The sequence below is a fragment of the Streptomyces chumphonensis genome, assembly GCF_014779715.1.
GTDB classification, from domain to species: domain Bacteria; phylum Actinomycetota; class Actinomycetes; order Streptomycetales; family Streptomycetaceae; genus Streptomyces; species Streptomyces chumphonensis.
The window spans coordinates 116,652-131,054 of record NZ_JACXYU010000013.1; the positions used below are offsets into that span (position 1 = coordinate 116,652).

Annotated in this window: 14 protein-coding genes; 8 read left to right on the plus strand and 6 right to left on the minus strand. The window is 71.6% G+C overall.

All coding sequences use genetic code 11. The features are described 5' to 3' along the window. The first annotated feature begins 19 nt into the window (after positions 1–19). From nuoH to nuoN, 7 genes are read left to right on the plus strand one after another with little or no spacing between them, the layout of a single operon-like run. Positions 20–1,372 carry an NADH-quinone oxidoreductase subunit NuoH gene (gene nuoH, locus IF129_RS21185; RefSeq protein WP_191211389.1) on the plus strand — a complete coding sequence of 451 codons (1,353 nt, stop codon included), beginning with the start codon at positions 20–22 and terminating at the stop codon, positions 1,370–1,372. After that, a complete protein-coding gene (gene nuoI, locus IF129_RS21190) occupies positions 1,365–2,024 on the plus strand; it encodes an NADH-quinone oxidoreductase subunit NuoI (RefSeq protein WP_191211351.1) in 660 nt (219 codons plus the stop codon). Before nuoH ends, nuoI begins: the two co-directional genes overlap by 8 nt. Further along, entirely contained in the window at positions 2,021–2,860 is an 840-nt protein-coding gene (locus tag IF129_RS21195) for an NADH-quinone oxidoreductase subunit J (RefSeq protein ID WP_318153870.1), read from the plus strand. The genes nuoI and IF129_RS21195 overlap by 4 nt, the downstream gene beginning before the upstream one ends. Then, positions 2,857–3,156 carry an NADH-quinone oxidoreductase subunit NuoK gene (gene nuoK, locus IF129_RS21200; RefSeq protein WP_191211352.1) on the plus strand — a complete coding sequence of 100 codons (300 nt, stop codon included), beginning with the start codon at positions 2,857–2,859 and terminating at the stop codon, positions 3,154–3,156. The genes IF129_RS21195 and nuoK overlap by 4 nt, the downstream gene beginning before the upstream one ends. Positions 3,157–3,169: 13 nt before the next feature. Beyond that, positions 3,170–5,116, plus strand: a complete 1,947-nt coding sequence (gene nuoL, locus IF129_RS21205; protein ID WP_191211353.1) for an NADH-quinone oxidoreductase subunit L — start codon at positions 3,170–3,172, stop codon at positions 5,114–5,116. Positions 5,117–5,128: 12 nt separating this feature from the next. Next, positions 5,129–6,745, plus strand: coding sequence for an NADH-quinone oxidoreductase subunit M (locus IF129_RS21210; RefSeq protein ID WP_191211391.1), 1,617 nt, complete (start codon positions 5,129–5,131; stop codon positions 6,743–6,745). Then, positions 6,742–8,400 (plus strand): NADH-quinone oxidoreductase subunit NuoN, encoded by a 1,659-nt coding sequence (nuoN, locus tag IF129_RS21215; RefSeq protein ID WP_191211354.1) that lies wholly within the window; start codon positions 6,742–6,744, stop codon positions 8,398–8,400. Before IF129_RS21210 ends, nuoN begins: the two co-directional genes overlap by 4 nt. 87 nt (positions 8,401–8,487) lie before the next feature. Here the strand turns inward: nuoN and IF129_RS21220 are convergent, their stop codons facing one another. The 3 genes from IF129_RS21220 to fahA all read right to left on the minus strand — a co-directional run bounded on the left by IF129_RS21220 (position 8,488) and on the right by fahA (position 10,933). Next, entirely contained in the window at positions 8,488–8,967 is a 480-nt protein-coding gene (locus tag IF129_RS21220; protein WP_191211355.1) for a hypothetical protein, read from the minus strand. Between the two features lie 61 nt (positions 8,968–9,028). Then, a complete protein-coding gene (locus IF129_RS21225; RefSeq protein ID WP_191211356.1) occupies positions 9,029–9,550 on the minus strand; it encodes a hypothetical protein in 522 nt (173 codons plus the stop codon). 195 nt (positions 9,551–9,745) lie between these two features. Then, positions 9,746–10,933, minus strand: coding sequence for a fumarylacetoacetase (gene fahA / locus IF129_RS21230; protein ID WP_191211357.1), 1,188 nt, complete (start codon positions 10,931–10,933; stop codon positions 9,746–9,748). 182 nt (positions 10,934–11,115) lie between these two features. Between fahA and IF129_RS21235 the strand changes: the two genes are divergently transcribed. Further along, complete coding sequence (locus IF129_RS21235; RefSeq protein ID WP_191211358.1) at positions 11,116–12,126, plus strand: polyprenyl synthetase family protein; 1,011 nt, start codon at positions 11,116–11,118, stop codon at positions 12,124–12,126. A gap of 63 nt (positions 12,127–12,189) precedes the next feature. Here IF129_RS21235 and IF129_RS21240 read toward each other — a convergent pair whose 3' ends face one another. Genes IF129_RS21240 through IF129_RS21250 form a run of 3 tightly spaced genes read right to left on the minus strand, consistent with a single transcriptional unit; the run spans position 12,190 to position 14,387 of the window. Beyond that, complete coding sequence (locus tag IF129_RS21240; RefSeq protein ID WP_191211359.1) at positions 12,190–13,227, minus strand: questin oxidase family protein; 1,038 nt, start codon at positions 13,225–13,227, stop codon at positions 12,190–12,192. A gap of 57 nt (positions 13,228–13,284) precedes the next feature. After that, the gene (locus IF129_RS21245) at positions 13,285–13,524 is read right to left on the minus strand and encodes a DUF397 domain-containing protein (protein ID WP_191211360.1); all 240 of its coding nucleotides are present in this window, start codon (positions 13,522–13,524) and stop codon (positions 13,285–13,287) included. Beyond that, positions 13,521–14,387: a helix-turn-helix domain-containing protein gene (locus IF129_RS21250; RefSeq protein ID WP_191211361.1), complete on the minus strand. Its 867-nt coding sequence runs from the start codon at positions 14,385–14,387 to the stop codon at positions 13,521–13,523. The genes IF129_RS21245 and IF129_RS21250 overlap by 4 nt, the downstream gene beginning before the upstream one ends. Between the last annotated feature and the right edge of the window lie 16 nt (positions 14,388–14,403).

A 14,403-nucleotide genomic window follows, 5' to 3' on the forward strand; every position in this document is an offset into this window, starting at 1 on the left:
GGCCGTCGAGGACCTGTCGATGTTCGGGCAGGACCCGCTGTGGCTGATCGCGCTCAAGGCGGTGTTCTGCTTCGCGTTCCTCATGCTGACGGTGCTGATCTCCATCGTCATGGAGCGCAAGGTCATCGCCTGGATGCAGCGGCGCATCGGTCCCAACCGGCACGGCCCGTGGGGCATGCTCCAGTCGCTCGCCGACGGCGTGAAGCTCATGCTGAAGGAGGACGTGATCGTCAAGGGGGCGGACAAGTTCGTCTACGTCCTCGCCCCCGTCCTCGCCACGATCCCCGCGTTCATGGCGTTCGCGGTGATCCCCTTCGGTCCGGCCGGGAACGAGGTGTCGATCTTCGGCACCCGGACGACGATGCAGCTCACCGACCTGCCCGTCGCCATCCTCTTCATCCTGGCCACCGCCTCCATCGCCGCCTACGGCACCGTGCTCGCGGGCTGGTCCTCGGGCTCGACGTACCCGCTGCTCGGCGGCGTGCGCGCCACGGCGCAGATCATCAGCTACGAGGTCGCGATGGGCCTCAGCTTCGCCGCCGTCTTCCTCTACTCCGGGTCGATGTCCACCTCGACGATCGTCGGGGCGCAGGCCGACACCTGGTTCGCGGTGCTGCTGCCGGTGTCGTTCGTCATCTACGCCGTGTCCATGGTGGGCGAGGCGCACCGGCACCCGTTCGACATGCCGGAGTCCGAGGGCGACCTGGTGGCGGGCTTCAGCACCGAGTACTCGTCGATCAAGTTCGCGCTGTTCATGCTCTCCGAGTACATCCACATGGTCACCGTCTCGGCGCTGGCCGTCACCCTGTTCCTGGGCGGCTGGCGGGCCCCGGCGCCGATCTCCAGCGTGTGGGAGGGCGCCAACCACGGCTGGTGGCCGATGCTGTGGTTCTCCGTCAAGCTGCTGGCGCTGATGTTCTGCTTCGTCTGGCTGCGCGGCACCCTGCCCCGCGTCCGCTACGACCAGTTCATGAAGCTCGGCTGGAAGGTCCTCATCCCGGTCTCGCTCGTGTGGCTCATGCTCGTGGCCACCGTCCGGGCCCTGCGCAACGAGGGCTACGACTTCGGCGAGATCGTCCTGTGGGTCTCCGGCGGCATCATCGCGCTGCTGCTCGTGTCGTTCGTGGTGGACGTCTTCCGCGACCGGGGCGCCCGCGAGGCGGAGGCGGTGGCGGCCCGCGAGGCGGCCAAGCAGCGGTCCGATTTCGATCCCATGGCCGGCGGCTACCCGGTGCCGCCGCTGCCCGGCCAGTCCCTGCCACCCGTTCCGCGACGCCCCTCGCGCTGGGAGCGGGAGACCGCCTCCGTCGGAGCGGGCGCGCCGGAGGCGGGCGGGGCCGACAGCGAGAGCAAGGAGTCCGACGATGCCTAACCCCCTGGGCCCCGTGGCCGGCTTCGGCGTGACCTTCAAGGCCATGTTCAAGAAGCGGCTCACCGAGCAGTACCCGGAGTACAAGAAGCCCACCGCGCCCCGCTTCCACGGCCGTCACCAGCTCAACCGCCACCCGGACGGGCTGGAGAAGTGCATCGGCTGCGAGCTGTGCGCGTGGGCCTGCCCGGCGGACGCGATCTACGTGGAGGGCGCGGACAACACCGAGGAGGAGCGCTACTCGCCCGGTGAGCGCTACGGCCGCGTCTACCAGATCAACTACCTGCGCTGCATCCTGTGCGGGCTGTGCGTGGAGGCGTGCCCGACGCGGGCGCTCACCATGACGAACGAGTACGAACTCGCCGACCGCACCCGTGAGTCGCTCATCTACACCAAGGAGGAGCTGCTCGTCGGGCTGACGGAGGGCATGGTCGACTCGCCGCACGCGATCTTCCCCGGCATGACGGAGAAGGACTACTACCGGGGCCTGGTCACCGAGGCCGCGCCCGGCACCGTCCAGCAGGAGATCCACGACACGGGCACCCCGCAGTCGTCGGCGGACACCTTCGGACCGGACGAGCCGGCCTCCGCCGGTGCCTCGCCCGACGCCACGACGGCTCCCGGCGAGTCCACAGAGGGGGTGAAGCACCAGTGAGCACCGCAGCGACCGCAGCGAGTCTGCTCGCGGCCGACACCTCCACCGGCGAGGCCGTCCAGTTCTACGTGCTCGGCGTCCTCGCCGTCGCGGGCGCGCTCGGCACCGTCCTGCTGCGCCGGGCGGTGCACTCCGCGCTCTGCCTGGCCGGGACGATGGTGATCCTGGCGCTCTTCTACCTGGCCAACGGCGCCTACTTCCTCGGCGTCGTGCAGATCGTCGTCTACACCGGCGCGGTCATGATGCTGTTCCTGTTCGTGCTCATGCTGGTCGGCCGCACCACGGCCGACTCGCTGAAGGAGACGATCAAGGGGCAGCGCTGGCTGGCCCTGGGCTGCGCCCTCGGTCTGGCCATGCTGGTGATCGGCGGCATCGGGCAGGCCACGCTCGGCTCGGAGGCGTTCGTCGGGATCGGCGCCGCCAACGCCGAGTTCGGCGGCAACGTGCCGGGCATCGCCGAGCGGCTGTTCACCGAGTACGTCGTCGCCTTCGAGGTCACCGGCGCGCTGCTGACGATCGCGGCCGTCGGCGCCACCCTGCTCACCCACCGCGAGCGCACCGAGAAGGCCAGGACGCAGCGGGAGCAGGCGATCGAGCGGGTGCGGCTGAACCAGCACGTGCCCCCGCTGCCCGCCCCCGGGGTCTACGCCCGGCACAACTCCGTGGACCGCCCGGGCCTGCTGCCCGACGGGACGCCGTCCGAGCTGACGGTCAACCAGACGCTCCGCGAGCGCGGGCAGCTCCGTGAGGTCGGCCAGGAGCAGTTGGCCGAGGTGGCCGCCATCGACAAGCGCACCGCCGACTACCACGGCCGCGGCGAGGAGGCCCGTCAGTGAATCCCGTCAACTACCTCTATCTGGCCGCGCTGCTGTTCACGATCGGCGCCACCGGCGTCCTGATCCGGCGCAACGCCATCATCGTGTTCATGTCCATCGAGCTGATGCTGAACGCGGCCAACCTCACGCTCGTCGCCTTCTCCCGCATGCACGGCAACCTCGACGGCCAGATCATGGCGTTCTTCGTCATGGTCGTCGCCGCCGCGGAGGTCGTCGTGGGTCTGGCGATCATCGTGATGCTCTACCGCTCCCGTCACTCGGCCTCGGTCGACGACGCCAGCCTGATGAAGCTGTAAGGGGTACGTACCAGTGGATTCCTTGATCGGACTGCTCGTCGCGGCGCCCCTGCTCGGCGCGGCCGTCCTGCTGTGCGGCGGGCGAAGGCTGGACCGCACCGGGCACTGGCTCGGCACCGCGCTCGCGGCGACGTCCTTCGTCATCGGCGCGGTGCTGTTCTTCGACATGCTGGGCCGGGAGGGCGAGGACCGGGCGCTGCACCAGCACCTGTTCAGCTGGGTTCCGGTACAGGGCTTCCAGGCGGACGTCGCCTTCCAGCTCGACCAGCTGTCCATGACCTTCGTGCTGCTGATCACCGGGGTCGGGTCGCTGATCCACCTGTACTCGATCGGCTACATGGAGCACGACGAGCGCCGCCGGCGCTTCTTCGGCTACCTGAACCTGTTCCTCGCGGCGATGCTGCTGCTCGTCCTCGCCGACAACTACCTGCTGCTGTACGTCGGCTGGGAGGGCGTGGGCCTCGCCTCGTTCCTGCTCATCGGCTTCTGGCAGCACAAGCCGAGCGCGGCGACGGCGGCCAAGAAGGCCTTCATCGTCAACCGCGTCGGCGACATGGGCCTGTCCATCGCGATCTTCCTGATGTTCACCACGTTCGGGACGTTCGCCTTCGGCCCGGTGCTGGAGAACGCCGACCGGGCCGGGGAGGGCACGCTCACCGCCATCGGGCTGATGCTGCTCCTCGCGGCCTGCGGCAAGTCGGCCCAGGTGCCGCTGCAGTCCTGGCTGGGCGACGCGATGGAGGGCCCGACGCCCGTCTCGGCGCTGATCCACGCGGCGACGATGGTCACGGCGGGCGTCTACCTCATCACCCGCTCCGGAGCGATCTTCGACGCGGCCCCGACGGCGCAGACCGTCGTCGTCACCGTCGGCGCGGTCACGCTGCTGTTCGGTGCGATCGTCGGTTGCGCGAAGGACGACATCAAGAAGGCGCTGGCCGGTTCGACCATGTCGCAGATCGGCTACATGGTGCTGGCGGCCGGGCTGGGCCCGATCGGCTACGCCTTCGCGATCATGCACCTGGTGACCCACGGCTTCTTCAAGGCCGGGCTGTTCCTCGGGGCCGGCTCCGTCATGCACGGCATGAACGACGAGGTCGACATGCGCAAGTACGGCGGCCTGCGCCGCTACATGCCGGTCACCTTCGTCACGTTCGGTCTCGGCTACCTGGCCATCATCGGATTCCCCGGCCTGTCCGGCTTCTTCTCCAAGGACCTCATCATCGAGGCCGCCTTCTCGGCCGGCGGGGTGCAGGGCTGGGTGCTCGGCGGTGCGACGCTGCTGGGCGCGGGGCTCACCGCCTACTACATGACGCGCGTGATGATCCTGACGTTCTTCGGCGAGCCGCGCTGGAAGAACCGGCCGGCGCCCTCGCCCGCCTCCCCGGACGTCGAGCCGTCGGCGCAGGAGAGCGGGGAGCACGCGGAGCCCCACCCGCACGAGTCGCCGCGGTCGATGACCATCCCGATGATCGTCCTGGCCTTCGGCTCGGTGTTCGCGGGCGGCCTGTTCAACTGGGGCGAGGCGTTCGTCCACTGGCTGGAGCCGGTGACGTCGTTCGAGCACCCCCACCCGCCCATCCCGATCCCGGTGATCACGGCCGCGACCGTCACCATGATGCTCCTCGGCGTCGGCGTCGCCTGGGCGCAGTACGCACGCCGTCCGGTGCCGGTCGTCGCGCCGCGCGGCTCGCTGCTCACCCGGTCGGCCCGCCGCGACCTGCTCCAGGACGACTTCAACCACGCCGTGTTCGTCAGCGGCGGGCAGCACCTGACCCGCAGCCTGGTCTACCTCGACCACACGGTCGTGGACGGTGCGGTGAACGGGACGGCGGCGGCCTTCGGCGGGCTGTCGGGCCGGATGCGCAAGCTCCAGAACGGCTTCGCCCGCAGCTACGCGGTGTCGATGTTCGGCGGTGCGGCCGTGCTGGTCGCAGCCACCCTGCTGATGAGGGCGGTCTGATCCATGTCTGATATGTCATTCCCGCTGGTGACGGCCACGGCCGTGCTGCCCGCCCTGGGCGCGGTCGCCACCGCCGCCGTGCCCGCCGCCCGGCGGACCGTCGCGAAGTGGCTCGCGCTCGCCGTCTCGCTCGGCACCCTGGTGCTGGCGGGCTGGGTGCTGGCCGCCTTCGACGCGGGCGGCGAGCGCTACCAGCTCACCGAGTCCTACGCGTGGATCGCCGACTTCGGCGTGCGCTACGAGGTGGGTGTGGACGGCATCGCCGCCGCCCTCATCGCCCTCACCGCGCTGCTGATCCCGTTCATCATCGCGGCCGGCTGGCACGACGCCGAGCCCGATCCGGACGGGGAGGGGGCCGACGCGGGTCGGCGCTGGCGTCCCACGCAGGGCTTCTTCGCCCTCATCCTCATGGTCGAGGCGATGGTGATCATCTCCTTCGCCGCGACCGACGTGTTCGTCTTCTACATCTTCTTCGAAGCCATGCTCATCCCGATGTACTTCCTCATCGGAGGCTTCGGGGACCGGGCGCACGCGGCCGGGGAGGCGGAGGGCGCCAAGCAGCGTTCCTACGCCGCCGTCAAGTTCCTCCTCTACAACCTGGCCGGCGGCCTCATCATGCTGGCCGCCGTCATCGGCCTGTACGTCGTGACGGCCGACCAGCTCCCGGCGGGCACGTTCTCCCTCCAACAGATCGCCGAGGCCCGCGCCTCCGGTGAGCTGGAGATGGCGACCAACACCGAGCGGCTGCTGTTCCTCGGCTTCTTCCTCGCCTTCGCCGTCAAGGCGCCGCTGTGGCCGCTGCACACCTGGCTGCCGAACGCCATGGGGGAGTCCACCGCGCCGGTGGCGGTGCTCATCACCGCCGTCGTCGACAAGGTCGGCACCTTCGCGATGCTGCGCTTCTGCCTCGGCCTCTTCCCCGAGGCCAGCGCCTGGGCGACGCCCGTCGTCATCGTGCTGGCGCTGGTCAGCATCGTCTACGGGGCGCTGCTCGCCGTCGGCCAGCGGGACATCAAGCGGCTGGTGGCGTACGCGTCCATCTCCCACTTCGGCTTCATCATCCTCGGCATCTTCGCGATGACGAGCCAGGGCCAGAGCGGCGCGACGCTGTACATGGTCTTCCACGGCATCTCCACGGCCGCGCTGATGCTGGTCGCCGGGTTCCTCATCTCCCGGCGCGGCTCCCGGCTCATCGCCGACTACGGCGGGGTGCAGAAGGTGGCGCCGGTGCTGGCGGGGACGTTCCTGATCGGCGGGCTCGCCACCCTCTCGCTGCCCGGACTGGCGCCGTTCGTCAGCGAGTTCCTCGTCCTCGTGGGCACGTTCAGCCGCTACCCGGCGGCGGGCATCGTGGCGACGGCGGGCATCGTCCTGGCCGCGATCTACGTCCTGCTGCTCTACCAGCGCACCATGACCGGACCGGTCGACAAGCCGGAGATCGCGCGGATGCCGGACCTGCGGCCCCGCGAACTCGCCGTGGTGGCCCCGCTGATCGCCCTGCTGATCTTCCTCGGCGTCTTCCCGAAGCCGCTGACCGACATCGTCAACCCGGCGGTCGAGCACACGCTCTCGGACGTGCGTGAGACCGACCCGGAGCCGGAACTGCCCGCAGTGGAGGCCACGGAATGAGCGCGACCACCCTTTCCGGCGCGGCCGCCGCCGAGCCCGTCCACAGCCTGTGGACGGTCGCGGCCGAGGCGCCGTCGATCGAGTACGCCCAGCTGTCCCCGACGCTGATCGTCCTCGGTGCCGCCGTCGTCGGCATCCTCGTGGAGGCGTTCGCACCGCGGCGCGCCCGCTACGGGGTCCAGGTGGCGCTGGCCTCCCTCGGCTTCGCCGGAGCCTTCGCCGCCGTGCTGGCGCTCGCCATGGGCGGGTACGCCACCGACAAGGCCGCCGTCGCCGGGGTCGGGGCCGTCGCGGTCGACGGCCCCGCGCTGTTCCTCCAGGGCGTCATCCTCCTGGTGGCGCTGGTGGCCGTCTTCACCTTCGCCGAACGCCGCCTGGAGCCCCGGGCCGGCGGCGGACCCGTCGACTCCTTCGCCGCCCAGCCCGCCGCCGTCCCCGGCGGCGAGGGCGAGAAGGCCGCCGTCAAGGCGGGCTGGACGACGACGGAGATCTTCCCGCTGCTGCTCTTCGCGGTGGGCGGCATGCTGCTCTTCCCCGCCGCGAACGACCTGCTGACGCTGTTCATCGCGCTGGAGGTCTTCTCCCTCCCGCTGTACCTGCTGTGCGCGCTCGCCCGGCGCCGCCGTCTCCTCTCCCAGGAGGCGGCCGTCAAGTACTTCCTGCTGGGCGCGTTCTCCTCGGCGTTCCTGATCTTCGGCATCGCCCTGCTCTACGGCTACGCGGGCACCGTCTCCTACGCGGGCATCGCCGAGGTCGTCGAGGGCACGGTGCCCAGCCCCGGCCCGGCGCTGGCGGCCAGCATGTCCAGCGACGCGCTGCTGCTCGTCGGCGGGGCGATGGTCGTCATGGGCCTGCTGTTCAAGGTCGGCGCGGTGCCCTTCCACATGTGGACGCCGGACGTCTACCAGGGCGCGCCGACGCCCGTCACCGGCTTCATGGCGGCGGCGACGAAGGTGGCCGCCTTCGGCGCCCTGCTGCGCCTGCTCTACGTCGTCCTGCCGGGGCTGCGCTGGGACTGGGAGCCCGTCCTGTGGGGCGTGGCGATCGTCTCGATGCTCCTCGGCGCGGTCGTCGCCATCACCCAGACGGACGTCAAGCGGCTGCTGGCCTACTCGTCCATCGCGCACGCCGGGTTCATCCTCGCGGGCGTCGTCGCGACCTCGCCGGAGGGTGTCTCCTCCGTCCTCTTCTACCTCCTGGCCTACTCCTTCGTGACGCTCGGCGCGTTCTCCGTCGTGACGCTCGTGCGGGACGCGGGCGGCGAGGCGACGCACCTGTCCAAGTGGGCCGGGCTCGGGCGGCGTTCCCCGCTGGTGGCCGCCGTGTTCGCGGTGTTCCTGCTGGCCTTCGCGGGCATTCCGCTGACCTCCGGGTTCGCCGGGAAGTTCGCGGTGTTCAAGGCGGCCGCGGAGGGCGGCGCGGGCGCGCTCGTCGTCGTCGGCGTCATCGCCTCGGCCATCGCGGCCTTCTTCTACGTGCGCGTCATCGTCCTGATGTTCTTCTCCGAGCCCAGCCCGGAGGGCCCGACGGTGGCCATCCCCAGCGCGTTCACCACGGTCGCCATCGGCGTCGGCGTGGCCGTCACCCTCGTCCTCGGGGTGGCGCCGCAGTACTTCCTGGACCTCGCGGGCCAGGCGGGCGTCTTCGTCCGGTAGCGGGCGCGTCCGCCCCGGACGCCGCACGGCGGGAGCCGGGCAGCCACCGCTCAGGGTGGGTGCCCGGCTCCCGCCGTGCGCGGCCCGTCAGCCCTGCGGCAGCAGGTCCTCCAGGTTGCCGAGGTCGGTCGGCATGTCCTTGGGCGCCTCGGCGACCCGGGCGTAGGTGTCGGTGACGCCGCCGTTCCAGGCGACCTCCAGCTCCTCGCTGTCGACGCTCTCCACCGTGCCGCTGGCCCGGTCCTCCCCGCCGCCGTCGGGGCAGGTGAGGTCGAGCGTCGGCTTGTCCCCGTCCATCATCCGGCCGGTGCAGGGCGTGCCGCCGCGCACCAGGCTCACGCCGTCCGCCACGACCGTCAGCACGAACTCCTCGCCGTCCGCCTCCGTGCTCCAGACGCCCTGCACGGAGCCCGGCTGCTTCCCCGTCTCCGGATCGGCGCCCGGGTTCAGCGTCTCCTCGGCGGCCGGCTTCTGGTCGCCGTCGTCGCCGCTGCCGCAGCCGCCGAGCACCAGCGTCGCGGCCAGGGCCGCCGCTGCCGCCGAGGTCATCCGGAGGGACGTGCGCATTGCTTCTCCTCGGTGAGCGTGGGAATGGCGTCAAGCTAGCAGGGCTCGCCGCCGGGGGGCGTCAGCTCGCGGTGTCGGGCAGGTCGGGCAGCTCCGTCGGCAGTTCCGAGGGGAACCCGTCGGGCAGCTCGGGCGTCTCGGCGATCTCCGGCGGCCTGCCGAAGGCGTACTCCTCGCCGCTCGCCCACTCGATCGTCAGCTCCCCGTCCGTCAGCCCCGTGACGGTCCCCTTGGTGAACTCCGTGCCGTCGCCCTCGCAGACCAGGCTCATCGTCATGGGGCTCGCGTCGGCGTCGATCGTGCCGGTGCAGGCGGTCTCGGCCGAGACCGTGATGCTCTCCTCGAAGACGCCGAGGATGACGGGCTTGTCGGCCTCCGCGACGGTGATCCAGCCGCCCTGGAGGGCGTCGAGGTCGACCTCCCCGCCCGCCGCGTCCGGCGACGCCTCCGGCGAGCCCGACGCCGTCGGCTCCGGCTCGCTGTTCCCGCCGTCGTCGTCACTGCCGCCGCCGCAGCCCGTCATGAGCAGAGCCGACGCCGCCACGGCGGCGAACGTGCTCGCGATCCGCGCCCTGGTGCGCACGGTGCCTCCCCTTGCCTCGATGATGCCTTCGGTGGTGCTCGTCAGTGCTCGGTGGTGCTTGGTGGTGCTTGGTGGTGCTCGGTGGTGCCGTCGTCGGTCCGGTACGGGCTCCGGGGACGGTGGTCGCACCGCCCCCGGAGCCCGGCCGTCGGCCGATCCGGAAAATCGGCCAACAGTACCAATGCCGCCGCTCGCTCAGCTCTTCACGACGCGGCCGGCGACCTCGCCGAGCCCCACCCGTCCGCCGTCCGGCCCCGGCGCCCACGCGGTGAGCACGACCTCGTCCCCGTCCTCCAGGAACGACCGCGTGCCGTCGGGCAGTTCGAGGGGGTTCTCGCCCGACCAGGTCAGCTCCAGCAGGCAGCCGCGCTGGTGCTTCTCCGGGCCGCTGACCGTGCCGGAGGCGAACAGGTCACCGGTACGCAGCGAGGCCCCGTTGACCGTCATGTGCGCCAGCTGCTGCGCCGCCGTCCAGTACATCGCGGAGAACGGCGGCTCGGAGATCACCTGGCCGTTGAGCGTGACGGTGATGCGCACGTCGAACCCGGCCGGGTCGTCGGCGTCGTCCTTCAGGTAGTCCAGCAGCGGATGGGTGCGCTCCGGCGGCGCGACGCGGGCGGCGTCCAGCGCCTCCAGCGGCGTGATCCACGCCGACACCGACGTGGCGAAGGACTTGCCGAGGAACGGGCCGAGCGGCACGTACTCCCACGCCTGGACGTCCCGCGCCGACCAGTCGTTCACCAGGCACACGCCGAAGACGTGGTCACGGAACGCCGACTGCGGTACCGGCTCGCCCAGCCGCGAGGGCGCCCCGACGACGAAGCCGACCTCCGCCTCGATGTCCAGCCGCTGCGACGGCCCGAACACCGGCCCGTCCGGCGTGCGGCGCTGCCCCTGCGGACGCACCACGGGCGTCCCGGAGACCACGACGGTCCCGGCCCGGCCGTGGTAGCCGATCGGCAGGTGCTTCCAGTTCGGCGTCAGCGGCTCGCTGTCCGGCCGGAACATCTTCCCGACGTTCGTCGCGTGGTGCTCGCTGGCGTAGAAGTCGACGTAGTCGGCGACCTCGAACGGCAGGTGCAGGGTGACGTCGGCCAGTGGGACGGCCGTCAGCTCAGCCCGGCCCTCCCGCAGCCACGTCCGCAGCTCGGTGCGCACCGCCGTCCACACGGCGCGGCCCGCCGCGAGCAGCGGGTTCAGGGTGGGGGCGGAGAGGAGCTCGGCGTGCGGGGAGCCCAGGGCCGCCGCCGCGGCGCCCAGATCCAGCACGGTGTCGCCGAGGCGCACGCCGATCCGGCGCCGCTCCGGGGCGTCGGCCGTCGTGAAGACGCCGTAGGGCAGATTGTCCGGCCCGTAGAGGTCCGCTGGGGTGTCAGCTGGCATGGAGGATGCCCTCGCCTTCGAGGTCGTCGCCGGTCAGGACCGGGCACAGGCTATCGACCGACGTGCCTCACGTGATCCTTATGTGACCGGATACGCTTCCGGTGAGAACGCCACGCAGACGTGTACCCCGCAGTAACCCGCGGTGACCAGGTGAGAAATCGTCCGCAGACAGGAGAACCCCCGTGACCGTCGTCGGGCCCTTCGGGCTGAGCGTGCGGGACAAGGCTCTGGAAGCCGATGTCCAGGCCGGGTTGTCCGCCGTCGAGCACGGCCTGATCGCGGCGACCAAGAGCGACGTCCCCCTGGTCACCGACGCCGCCCAGCACCTCGTCCGGGCCGGCGGCAAGCGCTTCCGCCCGCTGCTGACCCTCCTCGCCGCCCAGTTCGGCGACCCGCACGCCCCCGGCGTCGTGCCCTCCGCCGTCGTCGTCGAGCTGACCCACCTCGCGACGCTCTACCACGACGACGTCATGGACGAGGCCGACGTCCGCCGGGGCGTCCCCAGCGCCAACGCCAACTGGGACAACTCCGTCGCCGTCCTCACCGGGGACTTCCTCTTCGCCCGCGCCTCCCACGTCCTCGCCGACCTCGGCCCCGAGGCCGTCCGCATCCAGGCCGAGGCGTTCGAGCGACTCGTCACCGGCCAGATCCTGGAGACGGCGGGCCCCCGCCCCGAGCAGGACCCCATCGACCACTACCTCGACGTCCTCGCGGGCAAGACCGGCTCCCTCATCGCCGTCTCCGCCCGCTTCGGCGGCCTGATGAGCGGCGCCGACGAGCGCACGGTCTCCGTCCTCACCCAGTTCGGGGAGCGCGTCGGCATCGCCTTCCAGCTCGCCGACGACGTCCTGGACATCGCCAGCGACGGCCACGAGTCCGGCAAGACGCCCGGCACCGACCTGCGCGAGGGCGTCGCCACCCTGCCCGTCCTCCACCTGCGGGCCCGCGTCGCCCGCAGCGGCTCCGCCGAGGACCGCGCCCTGGCCGGACTGCTCGCGGGCGACCTCGACGACGACGCCCGGCACGCCGAGGCCCTCGCCGGGCTACGCGCCCACCCCGCGCTCCAGGAGGCCCGCGAGTACACCGTCCGCTGCGCGGAGCAGGCCCGCGACACGCTGGGCCCGCTCCCCGACTGCGCCGCCAAGGACGCCCTCGCGGCGCTCTGCGACGCCGTCGTGCACCGCGCGGGCTGACCGGGCCCCGCGCGGGCGTCCGACCCTCCAGCGGACGCCCTCCGGCTGCCCTCCAGCGGATGCCTACAGCGGGTCGATCAGCTCCGTGGCCCGGAGCGCCGCACTGCGGGCCACCACGTCCTCCGGATGCCGCGCCGCGACGTCCAGCACCGTGTCGGCCAGTTTGATCGCGTGCTCGTCCCCGTGCGCCGCCGCCCGGGCGAACAACTCCTCGGCGCTCGCCGACCCCGGATGCGCCGCCCCCGCCGGACCCGCCGGACGGTAGGCGGCCGTCACCGCCGCCGAGGCCGACCAGGCCGCCGCCAGCCCCGGCTCCCACAGCGCGCGCGGCAGGTCCGGCAGCGTCCGCAGCACGGCGTTCGGCGCCGTCGCCGCGTGCACCAGCATCACGGCGCTGCCGTGCGCGTGCGTGGCGTAGTACCGCACGGCGGCGTCCACCAGCTCCGTCAGCCGCCCCGGCACGTCGTCCGGGCCCGAGACGTCGCGCGCCGTCGGCCAGTCCGGCAGCTCGGTCAGCTGGTCGAGCCGGTGGACGATGCCCCGGCTCTGGTCCGCCACCGGCGGCACCGCCCGCAACGCCTCGGCCGCCGCGTGCGGCGAGGACACCAGCGCCAGGTCGGCGGGCAGCGGCTGGTACCGGGCGGCCCAGTACCCCAGGCCGTGCGCCAGCTCCCGCAGCCGGGGCGCGTTCTCCTCCGCCCGCAACCCCACGACGGCGTGCCCGACGCGGATCACCGGATGCGTCGCCCCCGCCGCGATGCCCGGCAGCAGCCGGGGCCACCACGTCGCCAGCACCGCCCGCCACGGCTCGCGGGGGTCCGCCACCAGGAGCCGGTCGAAGTGGTCCAGCCAGTCACCCAGCCGACGCGGGTCACCCAGCGCGTCCGCCCAGGCGTCGTCCCGGATCGCGTCACCGGAGGCGGGCCGGTCCTCCAGCCGCGTCGTGTACCGGTCCAGCCAGCGGTGGACGCCGCCGCCCTCACCCCGCCGCACCAGCGCCTCGACGGCCATCGGCCCGTGGTTGCTCAGCCAGTCGTCGAACTCCGGCCCCGTCGTGTGCAGGCGCTCCAGCGCCTCGTCCAGAACTCCCGTGGTGTCCATGAGGAAACGCTACGCGCACGTAGCCCCCCACGAAACGGCACCGCGACCCGGCGCCCGTCAGCCCCGGACGGCGAAACCCAAGAACGCCACCCACGACCCCGCACCGACCACGAACTGCGGCCCGTCCGCGCGCTTGGAGTCCCGGACATGCACCGCCTCAGCACACTCCGCCACCTCCACGCAGTCGTCGCCGCTGCTGCTGCTGTACGTCGACTTACGCCACGCAGCGGCGACTTCGACGCAGTCTCCGTCGCCGCCGCTGCTGTAGCTGCTCTTGGACCAAGCCAGGTCACTCATGTTCTCAGGGCTCCTCGCATCCGCTGCAACAGGCTCTTGGAGTCTGCCAAAGACAGTGCCTGCGAACGCATCCTGGCATACCGCATGTGCAAGGTGCTGATGAGTTTCGCCGTGGTGATGAAGTGGCCGATTTCCTGTCCCTCGCAGTAGGCGAACCACTTGTTGTCGGGCGCCTCGGCGAGGCGCATCGGGCCGTGGAGACCGGCATGGCTTTCCGAAACCTCCGGCATGACCTGGACCTCGACGTTCCGCAGACCGCCGATCTCCAAGACGTGATCGAGTAGTTGGCCCGTCACCTCGACCCCGCCGGTTCGACGCTTGAACAGGTGCTCTTCCACGATGAAGCTGAATGCGGTGTTCGGCCGCTCATGCAGCAGTCGCTGTCGGTCCGCTCGAACCGTCCACTGCGCTTCGATGTCGTCATCGCCCAAAGGTGGAAGATGATCGGCGTAGAGGGCTCTGGCATAGGCCTCGGTCTGCAGGAGGCCCGGGATGAGTCGGCACTCGTATGTGTACAGGCTGATGGCTTCCGTCTCCATCCGCGCCCACTCGCGAAACCAACTCGCCAGTCCAGGGCGACGGGAGAGGTGACGGGCGGCTCCCCTCAGCGCGCCGAACGCGTCGAGGACCTCCTCGGCCCGCTCCACGAACGTGGCGGGCGGGAACCGGCGTCCCTGCTCGATGGAGGCCACCATCTGGACCGAGTACAGGACCCGGCGGGCGAACTCCTCCTGCGTCAGGCCGGCTCGTCTGCGGAAGGCCTTGACCACCTCGCCGAAGGCCTTGAGGCTGTCGGACGCCTCGGGCTCGCGGCCGCCGGAGGCGGAGCGCGCCGCAGCGTTGTCGTCCGTACCTGCCGCCATGCCGGACCTCCCGTGC

Coding starts and splice junctions, on each gene's coding strand:
- nuoH (WP_191211389.1), top strand. CDS start 20: ATGTTCGGGCAGGACCCGCTGTGGCTGATCGCGCTCAAGGCGGTGTTC.
- nuoI (WP_191211351.1), top strand. CDS start 1,365: ATGCCTAACCCCCTGGGCCCCGTGGCCGGCTTCGGCGTGACCTTCAAG.
- IF129_RS21210 (WP_191211391.1), top strand. CDS start 5,129: ATGTCATTCCCGCTGGTGACGGCCACGGCCGTGCTGCCCGCCCTGGGC.
- nuoN (WP_191211354.1), top strand. CDS start 6,742: ATGAGCGCGACCACCCTTTCCGGCGCGGCCGCCGCCGAGCCCGTCCAC.
- IF129_RS21220 (WP_191211355.1), bottom strand. CDS start 8,967: ATGCGCACGTCCCTCCGGATGACCTCGGCGGCAGCGGCGGCCCTGGCC.
- fahA (WP_191211357.1), bottom strand. CDS start 10,933: ATGCCAGCTGACACCCCAGCGGACCTCTACGGGCCGGACAATCTGCCC.
- IF129_RS21240 (WP_191211359.1), bottom strand. CDS start 13,227: ATGGACACCACGGGAGTTCTGGACGAGGCGCTGGAGCGCCTGCACACG.
- IF129_RS21245 (WP_191211360.1), bottom strand. CDS start 13,524: ATGAGTGACCTGGCTTGGTCCAAGAGCAGCTACAGCAGCGGCGGCGAC.
- IF129_RS21250 (WP_191211361.1), bottom strand. CDS start 14,387: ATGGCGGCAGGTACGGACGACAACGCTGCGGCGCGCTCCGCCTCCGGC.